Origin of the sequence: Chitinophaga sp., assembly GCF_019236475.1 — a bacterium.
Taxonomy (GTDB): Bacteria; Bacteroidota; Bacteroidia; order Chitinophagales; family Chitinophagaceae; genus Chitinophaga.
Genome location: NZ_JAFAIX010000012.1, coordinates 257038 through 271535, shown reverse-complemented (window position 1 = coordinate 271535; position 14498 = coordinate 257038). Strand labels below are relative to the sequence as shown.

Annotated in this window: 11 protein-coding genes and 1 tRNA gene; 9 read left to right on the top strand and 3 right to left on the bottom strand. The window is 40.7% G+C overall.

What is annotated here, in order from left to right:
- Positions 1-61: 61 nt before the first annotated feature.
- The 7 genes from JO154_RS17205 (at position 62) to JO154_RS17175 (ending at position 8864) form a co-directional block, all read left to right on the top strand.
- On the top strand, positions 62-1072 hold the full coding sequence (locus tag JO154_RS17205; RefSeq protein ID WP_291947757.1) for a ketoacyl-ACP synthase III: 1011 nt from the start codon (positions 62-64) through the stop codon (positions 1070-1072).
- On the top strand, positions 1073-2056 hold the full coding sequence (locus tag JO154_RS17200; RefSeq protein ID WP_291947755.1) for a hypothetical protein: 984 nt from the start codon (positions 1073-1075) through the stop codon (positions 2054-2056).
- Positions 2057-2069: 13 nt separating this feature from the next.
- Positions 2070-2924, top strand: a complete 855-nt coding sequence (locus tag JO154_RS17195; RefSeq protein ID WP_291947753.1) for a polysaccharide deacetylase family protein — start codon at positions 2070-2072, stop codon at positions 2922-2924.
- A 6-nt stretch (positions 2925-2930) separates the two neighbouring features.
- The gene (gene gmd, locus JO154_RS17190; protein ID WP_291947751.1) at positions 2931-4043 is read left to right on the top strand and encodes a GDP-mannose 4,6-dehydratase; all 1113 of its coding nucleotides are present in this window, start codon (positions 2931-2933) and stop codon (positions 4041-4043) included.
- Between the two features lie 3 nt (positions 4044-4046).
- Positions 4047-4979, top strand: a complete 933-nt coding sequence (locus JO154_RS17185; protein ID WP_291947749.1) for a GDP-L-fucose synthase — start codon at positions 4047-4049, stop codon at positions 4977-4979.
- 157 nt (positions 4980-5136) lie between these two features.
- Positions 5137-6723 carry a hypothetical protein gene (locus JO154_RS17180; RefSeq protein WP_291947747.1) on the top strand — a complete coding sequence of 529 codons (1587 nt, stop codon included), beginning with the start codon at positions 5137-5139 and terminating at the stop codon, positions 6721-6723.
- Positions 6724-6962: 239 nt separating this feature from the next.
- Positions 6963-8864: an ABC-F family ATP-binding cassette domain-containing protein gene (locus tag JO154_RS17175; protein ID WP_291947745.1), complete on the top strand. Its 1902-nt coding sequence runs from the start codon at positions 6963-6965 to the stop codon at positions 8862-8864.
- Between the two features lie 76 nt (positions 8865-8940).
- Here the strand turns inward: JO154_RS17175 and JO154_RS17170 are convergent, their stop codons facing one another.
- The 3 genes from JO154_RS17170 to JO154_RS17160 all read right to left on the bottom strand — a co-directional run bounded on the left by JO154_RS17170 (position 8941) and on the right by JO154_RS17160 (position 10549).
- Positions 8941-9306, bottom strand: coding sequence for a hypothetical protein (locus tag JO154_RS17170; RefSeq protein ID WP_291947743.1), 366 nt, complete (start codon positions 9304-9306; stop codon positions 8941-8943).
- A 508-nt stretch (positions 9307-9814) separates the two neighbouring features.
- Positions 9815-9886, bottom strand: a tRNA-Arg gene (locus JO154_RS17165).
- Between the two features lie 48 nt (positions 9887-9934).
- On the bottom strand, positions 9935-10549 hold the full coding sequence (locus tag JO154_RS17160; protein WP_291947741.1) for a MarC family protein: 615 nt from the start codon (positions 10547-10549) through the stop codon (positions 9935-9937).
- Positions 10550-10580: 31 nt separating this feature from the next.
- Between JO154_RS17160 and JO154_RS17155 the strand changes: the two genes are divergently transcribed.
- Positions 10581-11165, top strand: a complete 585-nt coding sequence (locus JO154_RS17155) for an XRE family transcriptional regulator (RefSeq protein ID WP_291947739.1) — start codon at positions 10581-10583, stop codon at positions 11163-11165.
- A 114-nt stretch (positions 11166-11279) separates the two neighbouring features.
- Positions 11280-14495, top strand: a complete 3216-nt coding sequence (locus JO154_RS17150) for a SusC/RagA family TonB-linked outer membrane protein (RefSeq protein WP_291947737.1) — start codon at positions 11280-11282, stop codon at positions 14493-14495.
- Positions 14496-14498: the final 3 nt, after the last annotated feature.

The window sequence follows — 14498 nt, the reverse complement described above, 5'->3', positions numbered from 1 at the left end:
TGGATGAAAATCCAATCGGGGTGAGTATCGCATAGCATGATGAAAAAATCAGAAAATAATTATGGGCACATTTATTAAAAGGATAGCTGTTTACCTTCCTGAAAAGAAAATAACTAATGAACAGCTGGTGGGGGAATTTCCGGAATGGGATGTTGATAAAATTGCCAATAAGGTTGGTATAGCATCCAGATCTGTTTCTGCGGAAACAGAATTTTCATCAGACATGGCAGTAAAAGCCGGCGAAATGTTAATGCATGAAAATAATCTGACGCCAGACACGTTTGATATGCTGATTTTGTGTACACAGAGCCCTGATTATTTTTTGCCTACAACTGCTTGTATGGTTCAACATCGGCTGAAACTCCCAACCTCTGCTGGTGCAATTGATATTAACCAAGGGTGTTCTGGATATATTTATGGATTGGCATTTGCGCAAGGATTAATTGCAGCAGGTACCTGTCGTAATATTCTGTTTATAACAGCAGAAACATACAGCAAACATATTCATCCAAAGGATAAAGGCAATAGAACTGTCTTCGGAGATGCTGCTACCGCAACATGGATCAGTGCAGAAGAGGGAATAGCAGAATTGGGCGGAGTAGTACTAGGATCTGATGGGTCAGGTGCTGAAAATCTAATTGTAAGAAATGGCGCCATGAAGGCGGCCAAATCTGGTATCCTCATAGAAGAAGAGAAAGATATTGCTTCTTCAGGAGATTACCTTTTCATGAATGGCCCTGAAATTTTCAACTTTACCTTGAAGGCTGTACCACGACTATTGGAGAGCACCTTGAAAAAGAATAATCTCCCAAAAGAAAAGGTCGATTGGTTTGTTTTCCATCAGGCAAATAAATATATGTTAGACCATCTCAGAAAAAAATTGGATATCCCAGAAGAGAAATTTATTCTGTATATGGAAAATTGTGGAAATACTGTTTCCTCTACAATACCAATCGTGCTGAAAAATTCATTTGAAAGTAAAACCTTTAAGTCCGGAGATCAAATCGTATTAAGTGGTTTCGGAGTTGGATATTCCTGGGGAGGAACCGTCCTGACATTCAATGCTTATTAAATGCCTAGTGATTACGAAATACTGCCATTAAGAACAACTGACATTACCGTACAACAATTTGCCCAATTGACCTCCTTGTTTAATCGGATATTCAACAAGGAATTTGCTGTTCAGGATTTTCAACGAAAATATACTTCAGGTTGTTTGGATTATTCATTTCATGCCCTACTGATTTTTAAAAATGAAGTGGTAGGCGCATTTTCAGTAATTCCCAATCAATATACCTATCGAGGTGATACCATTTTAATGGGCATGGGATGCGATTCCCTCATTCATGAGGAACACCGGAAAGATGAGCTAATGCTAAAGAAGTTGTTCGATAGTGTTCAACCACTTCTGATGGAGGATAATATTTCGTTTTTGATCTCCATCCCTAATCAGACCGCATATCCTTATTGGAAATATATTGTTAAGTGGAAAGATATTGGAGACCTATCTTATTTTGTACTACCAGTAAAGGCAGGAAAACTTGTTGCAAAGAAATTTGCATCTATCATCAATCCTATCAACCGAATAATTATATGGGCTGCTGCCTGGTTAATAGCTCCTTTCTTTAGGCCTACTTCCGTAGCGGCACAAGAACCAGGTAGTCATGTCTCCCTATCCAGAAATCAGCATTTCCTCAGAAAACGATTTCCCCAGGATAGCTATTTACACATTAATAGTAATGGGATGACTGCATTTGTCCGCTTTTATGATGAGGATGGTGTAAATGTTGCCTATATTATGGATTGTATACCTTTCTCTAAGAAAAATCTGGATTATGCAGCATTATACCTCGCCAGACATTATTCTGGCAAAGCTGACCTTATCATGTATATCGGCAGATTGGATTTTAGTCCAACTTTCTTGTACAAAATTCCAAAACAGAAAGAACCCAGAAGACAGCCATTTCTTGGCAAAATGGTAGGTAAACAGGATACGCCGGAATACTTCGTTTATGATAACTGGGACATAAGTTTAACTGATTTTGACAATAGATAAAGCCTACTCTGGAATGCGAATATTAACATTTGATATTGAAGAATGGTTTCATATTTTGGACAATGATTCCACCAAGAGTAATAAAGAATGGGCAAATTTTGAGTCCAGAATCCATAGTAATATGGATAAGATTATGGGACTACTAGAAGCAACCAATCAAAAAGCCACCTTCTTTTGCCTCGGCTGGATTGCCCGAAAGTATCCAGATGTGATCCGGCGTATTGATCAACTTGGTTATGAAATTGGTACCCATTCTGATATGCATCAGCTTGTATACCAACAGTCCCTTCCAGAATTTGAAGAAGACCTTAAAAGATCTATTTATTCCCTGGAGGATATCACAGGGAAAAAAATTACCTCATATCGAGCCCCAGGCTTCTCTTTGAAGGAAAATGACCAGGAGGTTTTCAATATTCTTGCGAAATATGGTATAGAATCCGATTCTAGTATTTTTCCTGCAGCGCGCGCACATGGCGGATTCCCTTCTTTCGGAATCTCCGAACCTTGTATTGTAGACTTTAAGGGCATTAGCCTTAAAGAGTTTCCAATAAATCTTCGTTATCTTGCTGGCAAGAAAGTACCATTTATTTTTTCAGGCGGTGGGTATTTTCGCCTATTACCATACCAGTTACTGGATACGTATTTTAAAAATGATGAATATATAATGACTTATTTCCATCCTCGCGATTTCGATCCTGACCAACCAATGATTAAGGATCTTAGCCTGGTAAGAAAATTTAAGTCATATTATGGATTAGGAGGTTGTTTGCATAAATTGAAACGATTACTTGAATCGCATCAATTCACTGATATGAAATCTGCTACTGAAAAAATAGATTGGGCTAACGTGAAAATTAAAAAATTTTAATTCAGGATGAAAACTTGTTTAATCACTGGAATTACAGGTCAGGATGGCGCCTATTTAGCAGATTTTCTGTTGAAAAAAGGATATAATGTTCATGGTGTAAAACGTAGAAGCTCTCTTTTCAATACAGATAGAATAGATCATCTTTATCAGGACCCTCACGAAAATAATGTCAAGTTTAAATTACATTATGGTGATTTATCTGACAGTACCAATTTGATAAGAATCATTCAGGAAGTACAACCTGATGAAATTTACAACCTTGGTGCAATGAGTCATGTGCAGGTAAGCTTTGAATCGCCTGAGTATACCGCTGATGTGGATGGTGTTGGTACTTTGCGTATACTGGAAGCTGTAAGAATCCTTGGTTTAACCCATAAAACACGGATTTATCAGGCTTCTACTTCAGAGCTATATGGATTGGTGCAGGAAGTCCCGCAATCAGAAAAAACGCCCTTCTATCCTCGCTCACCTTATGCGGTAGCTAAGATGTATGCCTATTGGATAACGGTCAATTATAGAGAGGCCTATAACATGTATGCCTGCAATGGAATACTCTTCAATCATGAAAGCCCTTTACGCGGAGAAACTTTTGTTACCAGAAAAATTACTCGTGCTGTGGCAAAGCTCGCACTGGGTATGCAGGATAAATTGTTTATGGGCAATCTGGATGCAAAACGTGACTGGGGACATGCAAAGGATTATGTGGAGGCGATGTGGTTGATACTCCAGCAAGACAAACCCGAAGATTATGTCATTGCTACAGGAATTACTACCACTGTCAGAGATTTTATAACCATGGCCTTTGCGGAAATTGGTGTAAAAGTTGAGTATGAAGGCAGCGGTGTAGCGGAAAAAGGATACGTGAAATCTATTTCAAACGCTGATTGCCCACTGAAAGTAGGGCAGGAAGTCATTGCCATTGATCCAAGATATTTCAGGCCAACAGAAGTAGACTTGTTGATAGGAGATCCTGGTAAGGCCCACCGACAGCTTGGCTGGAAACCTAAATATGACTTATCCGCATTAGTAAAAGAAATGGTGTCGGCTGATTTGGAATTATTCCGTAGAGAGAAATTACTGAAGGAGAATGGCTATAAAGTACTAAACCAATTCGAATAATTTATGGAATTCCAGGATAAAATATATGTAGCCGGTCATCGTGGATTGGTTGGATCAGCAATAGTTCGTAAGTTAACAGCCTTAGGATACAAAAATATTATTGGTCGAACATCAGCCGAATTGGATCTGAAAAATCAACAAGCAGTATCAGATTTTTTTGCAGATGAAAAACCGGACTATGTATTTTTGGCTGCTGCTAAAGTAGGTGGTATTATGGCAAATAATACCTACAAAGGGCAGTTTATTTATGATAATCTGATGATCCAGAATAATGTTATTCATCAGGCTCATGTGAATAATGTTAAGAAATTAATGTTTCTCGGCTCGTCCTGCATTTATCCTAAAATGGCGCCGCAGCCACTAAAGGAAGAATACCTACTTACAGGCCCGCTAGAACCTACAAATGAACCATATGCGGTGGCCAAAATTGCAGGAATTGAAATGTGTGATGCATATCGTTCTCAATATGGTAGCAATTTTATTTCTGTAATGCCGACCAATCTTTATGGTCCTAATGACAATTATGATCTGAATAATTCTCACGTACTGCCAGCCATGCTGAGAAGAATGCATGAGGCGAAATTAAATGCCCTTCCCAATGTTACACTTTGGGGAACTGGTACACCCAAACGAGAATTCCTTCATTCGGATGATATGGCAGATGCCTGTGTATATCTGATGAATCACTATAATGAACCAGGTTTGATAAATATTGGTGTCGGAGAAGATATCAGTATTGCAGAACTAGCAGAATTAATTAAAAGTATTGTAGGCTATCAAGGAGAATTAGTTTTTGATACATCAAAACCAGATGGAACACCTCGTAAACTGATGGATGTTTCTAAATTACATAATTATGGCTGGAAGGCTAATATCAGTCTGAAAAATGGTATTACAGCCGTATACCAGGATGCTAGCAACCATAACTGGTTTTAGCAATAAGTCCTCTCGAAGCCCTTACTGTCACCGTATTTTTATAAAAATAATATCTTTGCAAATTCCCATACTGCTATGTAATAGTTGTATGGGAATTTTAGATATCTGTTTGTGAGGCCTGATCAGTGCAACTGATAATACATCTCAAATTTGTTAAATGAAATACATTATTAAGACGGCAGTACTACTGTTACTTGCCAGTGCGGCCTATGCACAGGAACGGTTGCCAGTGGTCCTACCTTATAATTCACAAAATATCAGGGAACTTTACCTTGATAGCAGTAACCAACATACTGCGCTCAAATCTATCTTACATGTAGATACAAGTGCCTTGTATACTTCTCAGGATACCGTAAAACGTAGCTTGGTGTACCGTAAATTGTTTCAGGAACATCTGCTTGAATTCAGAGAGAAAGACTATAATGTTTTTATAGATTTTCTTCCTGATTTCCAGATTGGAAAAACTAAAGACGGTAGTCGTACAACCTGGCTGAATACAAGAGGTGCCATGATTCAGGCAAATATTGGAACCAAGTTTTACTTCGAATCTTCCTTCTACGAGAATCAAGGTAGATTTCCATTCTATTTGGATCAATATATAAGAAAGAATGATATTGTTCCCGGTCAGGGAGGTATAAAGACTTACCAGGGCGATAAGGCATTCGATTTTAACTATGCTACCGCATTATTGGCATATACGCCAAATAAATACTTGAGTCTTCAAGCTGGTTATGGCCAGAATTTTATAGGAGATGGTTATCGCTCATTGATTTTGTCAGATATCACCTTCAGCTATCCCTATCTTAAAATAACTGGTAATCTGGGAAGTGTCCAATATACTGCCATGTGGGCGCAGTTTATGGACAAACACAGCAAGGACTTTGCTTCTGCCTATGAAGATCTGGGTTACTATAAAAAATGGGGAGTATTCCACTTCCTTGACTGGAATGTAAACAAAAAACTTACCATTGGGCTGTTCGATGCTGTTATTTGGCCAGATGCAGACTCCTCTGGTCGTAAACGTGGATTTGATTGGAGTTATATGAATCCCATTATTTTCCTTCGTTCAGCAGAGTTTTCGGAAGGCTCTTCAGACAATGCATTGGTTGGCGCTAATGCGAAATATAAAATCTGGCCTAAAACCGTTTTATACGGTCAGTTGGTACTGGATGAATTTAAATTGAAAGAAGTTACAAGTGGTAATGGATGGTATGCTAATAAACAGGCCTGGCAGCTTGGGTTAAAAGCATTTGATGTATTCCATGTCAAAAAGCTAGACTTACAGGCAGAATACAATGCTGTCCGACCTTATACATATTCCTATAAGAGCACAATGATCAATTATGAACATTATAATCAGTCATTAGCACACCCGTTAGGTGCCAATTTCTGGGAATTGCTAGGTATCGGAACATTTACCTATAAAAGGTGGTATACCAGAGGAGAATTAATGTACGCACAATATGGAGATGATCCTTCTTCTGAAATCAATTACGGGCACGATATCTCCAAACCATATACCAACTACGTGAAAGGATATGGTAACTACATCGGACAAGGAGTAAGAACAAACCTCCTCTATGCACAGGGTACTATCGCCTATGTCCTCAATCCCAAATATAATCTTCGCCTGGAAACATCCCTGGCTGCAAGAAAAGTAAGCAATGATATCTCTAAAAGCACGGACTTGATTTTCAGTCTGGGCCTCAGAAGTACTTTCCGTCAATTCTATTACGATTTTTAATAAAGGGAGATTTCCCGGATACAAGCCCTTACGGAATGTCCCGTAAGGGCTTTTTTATGCGTAGAGGGGCAAAAGAGTAATGGACAAAGGCCGAGGTGCGCTGCAGGTACAGGATAATTTCACGACCCATCTTCACATAACCCTATTTGAATATACGAAAAAAGCCTGAAATTAAAAACAGTAGTCTCCCAACCCCGCCGATAGCTGGATAATTGAAATTATCCTTATAACTTCGCCTAATGCATTATGTAACAGTAGAAGGACTCACGAAATCTTACGGAACAAAACCACTTTTTCGTAATATTTCTTTTCATATAGAAGAAGGTGATAAAATCGCCCTGGTGGCGCTTAATGGCTCCGGTAAATCCACTTTGCTGAAAATTTTGTGCGGTAAAGAAAGCCCGGATGATGGTAAGGTGTGGATCCATAAGGATGTTACCGTTGTAATGCTTGAACAGCAAGCAGATTTTGACCTTTCCAAAAATGTATTGGAAAATATTTTCGATCATAGCCATCCGATACTCAATGCGATAAAGGAATATGAACTGCTCACCGACGAGGGTGTAGAGCCTGATCATGATGCTTTAACAGCCGCTATCGCCAAAATGGATGAACTCAATGCTTGGCATTTCGATTCCAAAGTAAAGCAGATCCTCGGCAAACTGAATATCCATCGCCTAGATCAACCTGTAGGTAGCCTTTCTGGAGGGCAACAAAAACGCGTAGCCCTGGCCAAAGTGCTGATCGATATAGGATTTGAACACAGACACGTACTATTGATCATGGACGAGCCAACCAACCACCTTGATGTAAGTATGATCGAATGGTTGGAAAACTACCTTGACCAGGAAAAAGTAACCCTGTTACTCGTTACCCACGATAGATATTTCCTGGATAGCGTATGTAACGAAATAATGGAACTAGATCAGGAACAGCTTTTTATCTATAAGGGAGATTACGAAAACTACCTGGAGAAAAAAGCCTCCCGTGAAGAAAGTGACAAAGCCTCTGTAGAAAAAGCACGAAATCTTTACCGTAAGGAATTGGAATGGATGCGAAAGCAACCTAAAGCTCGCACCACCAAATCCAAAGCACGCCAAGATGCATTCTATGATGTGAAGGACAAAGCCACTACACGTATTCAAGACCAGCAACTGGAACTGAATGTGAAGATGACCCGACTCGGTGGAAAAATTTTGGAACTGAAGAAAGTATACAAATCTTATGGCGATCTTACCATCCTCAAAGGATTTGATTATACCTTCAAAAAAGGGGAGCGTGTTGGCGTAGTTGGTAAAAACGGTGTCGGTAAATCTACCTTTATTAACATGCTCCTGGGAAAAGAGCAACCAGATTCCGGTAAGATCAACGTTGGTGAAACCATCGTTTTTGGTGATTACAGCCAGGAAGGCCTGTTGATCAAAGAAGACATGCGGGTAATTGAATTCGTTAAAAATATTGCGGAAAACTTCCCCCTGGCGGATGGTACCAAGGTAAGTGCTGCGCAATTCTTGGAATTGTTCCTTTTCCCAGCGGAAAAACAATATACCTACATTTCCAAACTCAGTGGCGGTGAAAAACGACGCCTGCACCTGCTGTCGATCCTTTTCAGGAACCCCAACTTCCTAGTACTGGATGAACCCACAAACGACCTCGATCTGCCAACACTCAGTATCCTCGAATCATTCCTACAGGAATATCAAGGCTGTATTATCATCGTAAGCCACGATCGTTACTTCATGGATAAACTGGTAGACCACCTGTTTGTTTTTGAAGGTCAAGGGCAAATAAGCGACTATCCAGGCAACTACACGCAGTATCGCGAATGGGAAAGGGAAGAAGAACGTAAAAAGACACAGATACAAAAAACTGAAAAGCCTATAGCCGCTAACGTTAGTACACCTGCCACCCCCGCTGAAAAGCCAAAGAAGATGTCTTTCAAAGAAAAACGAGAGTTTGAAATGCTGGAAAAAGATATCGAAAAACTGGAAGCAGAGAAAACTGAAATTGAAAATGCACTCTCCAGCGGAGAATTGGCATTTGAAAAAATCGAACCACTCACTACAAGAATGGGGGAAATACTACAACTCCTCGATGAAAAAGGAATGAGATGGCTGGAGCTGAGTGAAATTGCTGAATAACGAACCTACGAAATTGAATCTATTAAAAATGCCTGCCATTATGTTCCTATGGCAGGCATTTTTTGGAATATAGATTCTAATTTTTACCAATCAGGATCTTATCGTAAACCCTGGCTACCAATAATTCTTTTAAGTTGACATCTTCAATACTGGAAATAGCATCACTATGTTCCCAGAAAAAGATGTGTCCATCTTTTTGGACATTTTTAAACTTGCCTCTACCATGCTTCCCACTGCCTAAGAAAACTGCGATATAGTCTCCTTTTTCAACATGGGTCGGAGGAAAGAAAAACGGGTCGACAATTGGTGTATGAAATTCATCTGTTGTAAGATTTTTGCAAGTTAGGAAATATCCGTGGAGGTTACCAGCGGATAATACTTCTAACAGGATATATTGTTTATTATCCTGTTTCATTTTTTTTAAATGAATTAGTTTAACCATATGATTTCCAGTTCGGCTGGATACCGTTTAATTTTACTCCACTAATAATATTGGCCGTGGGAGTATTCACAGCTCAGCATAAGCGCAATAAGGGTTTGAGTTAACCATCCTTATTAACGGTATAACTGTTATGGGATGATCAGTCCCTTGGCGATTAAATTACTAGCGGTCGCCGTAATGGTTGATCGATATTATATTGGGAAGTGATTATGAATAAAAAAACTTTAGCGCTTTTATCCATATCCAATAGAATATGGCATTCGGTTTTCCGGTTTAAATAGTTGGCACGTTCTTAAAAGATTGACATTACAATAAATCTAATAGTACTAGGAGTTAACAACTCATTAACTGAATTTTTAATGGTTGATTATCAAATTAGTACTATCGTGCTAATTTAAAGATTGAAGGTGGCTCCAGATAGAAAAATAGGGCGTAAAATCTTACGGTACAGCCTAAACGAAAATCGCCTGAATTTGATTTTATCAAATTCAGGCGATTTATATTTTAGTAGCCTCGCCAAGAATCGAACTTGGATCTGGAGCTTCGGAAACTCTTATACTATCCATTGTACTACGAGGCCGGAAAGGACGGCAAAACTACATTTTCTGTGTTACAATCCCAAATTACATTAAAGATTGATATTTGACTTGAATATTTTCACTGCAATAGCCAGCAGGATTACCCCGAAGAACTTACGAATAACCATTAAACCCGCCTTTCCCAACAAACGCTCTATATAGCTCAGACTCCGTAAAACAATGTATACCAAGGTCAGGTTCAGTACGATTCCCGCCAGGATATTGGCCTCATCAAAGTTGGCCTTTAAAGACATGATCGTAGTCAATGTACCAGAACCAGCGACCAATGGAAACGCAATCGGCACTATACTCCCGGCCTTGGCGTCTTTCTCGCTCTTGAATAACTCAATCCCCAAAATCATCTCCAACCCAATAACAAAAATCACAATGGAACCCGCCACCGCAAAGCTATGCACGTCTACACTCATCAACTGCAAAAAGGGCTTCCCTACCAACAGAAACAATATCATCAATACCCCCGAGGCAATAGTGGCCTTACCGGCGTCTATATGCCCCAATTTCTCCTTCAAGGATACCAATATTGGTATAGAACCCAGGATATCGATTACAGCAAATAATGTAAAGGTAATGGTCAGAATTTGGCCGAAATTAAACATCAGGTTTATTTTAGATTCCGTAAATATAGACAGAAGTGCTGAATGCATTGGCTATATTTGTCATAATTATCAACGTGTCATGACAGAGGATATCATTATTCAGATCAGCAATAAAATCAAAGAAAAACGGAAGGCGAAAGGTATTACTATCCAGGAACTGGCAGATAAAGCTGAAGTCAGCAAAGGCCTCATCTCCCAGATAGAAAACAATCGCACCGTGCCCTCCCTGCTGGTACTGATCAATATTATCCGTGCCCTCAACCTGGATATGAACGAATTCTTCAATGAAATCGACCAACAGAACCAAGGAGGGAAAGTCATCGTTAAACAAAAATCTGCCTACCAATCCTTTGAAAAAGAACCTGCTAAAGGGTTCCAGTACAAAAGAGTACTCACCAAAAATATCAAAAACTTCCCCGTGGATATCGTCCTGCTGGAACTGAAAAAAGGTGCCCGCAGAACCCATACCGTCAAAACTGACGCCTATGAATACAAATATATCATCAAAGGAAAAGTAGAATACCTCATCGATAACGAAAAACATCTCCTGGAAGAAGGCGATTCCCTCTTCTTCGACGGTCGCCTCGGCCATAAGCCCGCCAACGTTGGCGATGAAGATGCCCTCATTCTCGTCGTTTACTTCTTCCTGGAAAGCGATAAATGATCGAAAAAGGGTATTTATAAATACTTAACATAGATTTTAGTATACCTTAACATTTTGGTCACATTTGACCCTAACCTTTGCATGGTAACAAATCCCCCGTTAATCTAAATTGCCATGTATCTAAATCTACAACCATCAGCCGTCAAACGGCTGAGCGTCTTCCTGTTGCTGTTACTTTCGGCCGCAACAGTATTTGCCCAAACCACTATATCAGGTAAAGTTATCAGCGCAGATGATAAACAACCTATCATCGGTGCATCCGTGAAAATCGCAGGCTCTACTAAAGGAACTGTTACTGATGTAAACGGCGCATTTATCCTCTCTGCTTCTCCTGATGCTACCCTGATTGTCAGCTTTATTGGATTTAATTCGTCCTCCTTCCCATTGAACGGTAAAAACACCGCTACGATTGAATTACAAGGCGATAAAAAAGCCCTGAATGAAGTAGTAGTAACTGCCTTGGGTATACGAAAAGAAGTAAAAAGAGTAGGCTATTCTGTACAGGAAGTGAAAGGCGCGGACCTTATCAAAGCCCGCGAACCTAACCCTATAAACGGTCTCGTAGGTAAAGTGGCGGGCCTCACTGTAGGCGCTTCTGCTGAACTCCTCGGCCCTCCATTAGTGCTGCTCCGCGGTAATAAAATCAACCTCTACGTGGTGGATGGGGTTCCTATTAACTCTGATACCTGGAATATCTCCCCAGACGATATCGAAAGCTATACGGTGCTGAAAGGGGTAACCGCTTCTGCGCTCTACGGCTCCCGTGGCCTGAATGGTGCTATCATGATCACCACTAAAAGAGGCTCTAAAGATAAACGTGGGTTCTCCATCGAACTCAACTCTAGCACCATGTTCAATAAGGGATTCATCGCGATTCCTAAAGTACAGGATCAATATGGTCCCGGTGATCATGGTAAATACGCTTTCGTAGATGGTAAAGGCGGCGGAACAAATGATGCGGACTACGATATCTGGGGCCCTAAATTCGAAGGACAACTCATCCCACAATACGATAGCCCAGTAGATCCAGTTACAGGTAAAAGAACGGGTACTCCTTGGGTAGCCCGCGGTAAGAATAACCTCACACGTTTCTTACAAACAGGCTTGCTCAGTACCAATAACGTGGCGGTTTCCAGCCATACGGATAAAGCGGACCTCCGTTTCTCCTTGTCTCATTCTTACCAGAAAGGACTGGTGCCAAACACGCAACTGAATATCACCAACTTCAATATCTCTGCTGGTTATAACTTCAATCCTCGCCTCCGCCTGGATGCTTACATGAACTATAACCGCCAGTATACAGATAACTTCCCTGATGTTACCTACGGTCCAAATAGTATTATCTATAATACCCTGATCTGGGCTGGCGCCGACTGGAGCATGGATGATATGCGCCACTACTGGCAGCCTGGTAAAGAAGGTATCCAGTCTATCTATGCGGAATACCAACGTTACCATAACCCTTGGTTCATGACCTACGAATGGCTGCGCGGTCACTATAAAACTGACCTGAACGGCTATGTGAAACTGAACTATAAAATCACCGACAAACTGGAAGCCCTAATTCGCACACAGGTAACCGGATATGACCTGATGCGTAATGAGAAAATGCCTTATTCTGCTCACCCTTATGGCCGCGAAGAAGGTAAAGGTGACTACAGAGAAGATAAACGCACGCTCTTCGAAAACAATACAGACGCGTTGATCACTTATACCAACATCTTCCCGCATAAAATCGGTGTTCATGCTTCTGTTGGGGGGAACATCCGTAACTATAAATATAATTCCAGCTTTGTATCTACGAACTACCTGAACGCGCCAGGATGGTACAGCTTCGCCAATAGCCGCGATCCACTGTTCGCTACTAACTATATCGCGAAGATGATTGTATTGAGTGCTTATGGTTATGTAGATATCGACCTCGGTAAATATGCTACGATTTCTTTGACAGACCGTCTGGATAAGAACTCTAGCTTGCCTGCTAGCAATAACAGCTACTGGTATCCTTCTGTTGCTTTGAGTACTGTTGTATCTGATTATGTAAAGCTGCCTGATTTCATCTCTTTCCTGAAATTCAGAGGCTCTTATGCAAACGTGAAAGGCGGTCTCACCCAACCTACTATCGGCGCTACTCCTATGGCTGTCTATCCACTGGGGTATGGTACAGAATATCAGTCTAGCTACGATGGTCCTACGTTCCAGAACTCTGCTAACTACACTGTAACTCCTGTTTATCAAACACAGGCCGGTGCCTACTATACACAGTTGGTACCTAACTCAAACCTGGCACCTTTTACCAGTAAAGTGTATGAAGGCGGTATGGATTTGAGATTCCTTAAAAATCGTATAGGTGTTGACGTTACTTATTATAATAACCAGAACGGTCCGAGAATTTATACGCTGCCTTTACCAATATCTACTGGCTTTACCGGAGCATTGGTAAATGGTGTGACTACCCGTCAGAAAGGTTGGGAAGTGACATTGAATGGTTCTCCAATACGCTCCAGTAACGGCCTGAGCTGGGATATTACCGCTAACTGGTCCACTTTTAAAGAAAATTATATCGCCATTTACGGCGATCAGACTAAACTGAATCCGTTTGTAGGGGTGGGCGACAGAGTGGATGTATTCTACGGTTCTAAATTTGTTAGAACGCCAGATGGTAAAATTGTCAATGGACCTGATGGTAGACCTATTGTGAATCCTACGCAGCAGAAACTCGGATATGCCAACCCTGATTGGGTTTGGGGTGTGAACAATACCTTCCGTTATAAAGGAGTTAGCCTCAGCTTCCAGTTTGATGGCCGCGTAGGTGGTAACCTCATCGACTATATCCAACAACAGACATTCCGCGGTGGACGCAATATCCAAACTGTGGAAGGCGCTATGGGAGATGCCCGCTATCAAGATTATAAAGGCGTGAAATCATGGTTAGGAGATGGTGTGGTAGTTTCTAATGGCATACCTATCCAGTATGATAACAACGGTAATGTTACCAATGCGGATAAGTTGCAATTCGCACCTAATACTACCAAAACATACCTGCAGGATTATATCAGCGTATACTACAAAACAAATGAAGCGAACCTGATCAGCAAAACTTTCGCGAAACTCCGCGAAGTCACGATCGGTTATGCGCTGCCACAATCAATGCTGCAGCGGACTTTCATTCGCAATGCTAATATCTCATTTGTAGGTCGTAACCTCCTTTATTTCGCGAAAAATAAGGATGTGGATTTGGATCAGTATCCAGGTGCTGACCAGGGTTCATCTACCCTGCAAACGCCTACTACTCGCAGTTATGGTTTCAATATCAACCTCACTTTCTAATCA

Coding starts and splice junctions, on each gene's coding strand:
- JO154_RS17205 (WP_291947757.1), top strand. CDS start 62: ATGGGCACATTTATTAAAAGGATAGCTGTTTACCTTCCTGAAAAGAAA.
- JO154_RS17200 (WP_291947755.1), top strand. CDS start 1,073: ATGCCTAGTGATTACGAAATACTGCCATTAAGAACAACTGACATTACC.
- JO154_RS17195 (WP_291947753.1), top strand. CDS start 2,070: ATGCGAATATTAACATTTGATATTGAAGAATGGTTTCATATTTTGGAC.
- gmd (WP_291947751.1), top strand. CDS start 2,931: ATGAAAACTTGTTTAATCACTGGAATTACAGGTCAGGATGGCGCCTAT.
- JO154_RS17185 (WP_291947749.1), top strand. CDS start 4,047: ATGGAATTCCAGGATAAAATATATGTAGCCGGTCATCGTGGATTGGTT.
- JO154_RS17180 (WP_291947747.1), top strand. CDS start 5,137: ATGAAATACATTATTAAGACGGCAGTACTACTGTTACTTGCCAGTGCG.
- JO154_RS17175 (WP_291947745.1), top strand. CDS start 6,963: ATGCATTATGTAACAGTAGAAGGACTCACGAAATCTTACGGAACAAAA.
- JO154_RS17170 (WP_291947743.1), bottom strand. CDS start 9,306: ATGGTTAAACTAATTCATTTAAAAAAAATGAAACAGGATAATAAACAA.
- JO154_RS17160 (WP_291947741.1), bottom strand. CDS start 10,549: ATGCATTCAGCACTTCTGTCTATATTTACGGAATCTAAAATAAACCTG.
- JO154_RS17155 (WP_291947739.1), top strand. CDS start 10,581: ATGACAGAGGATATCATTATTCAGATCAGCAATAAAATCAAAGAAAAA.
- JO154_RS17150 (WP_291947737.1), top strand. CDS start 11,280: ATGTATCTAAATCTACAACCATCAGCCGTCAAACGGCTGAGCGTCTTC.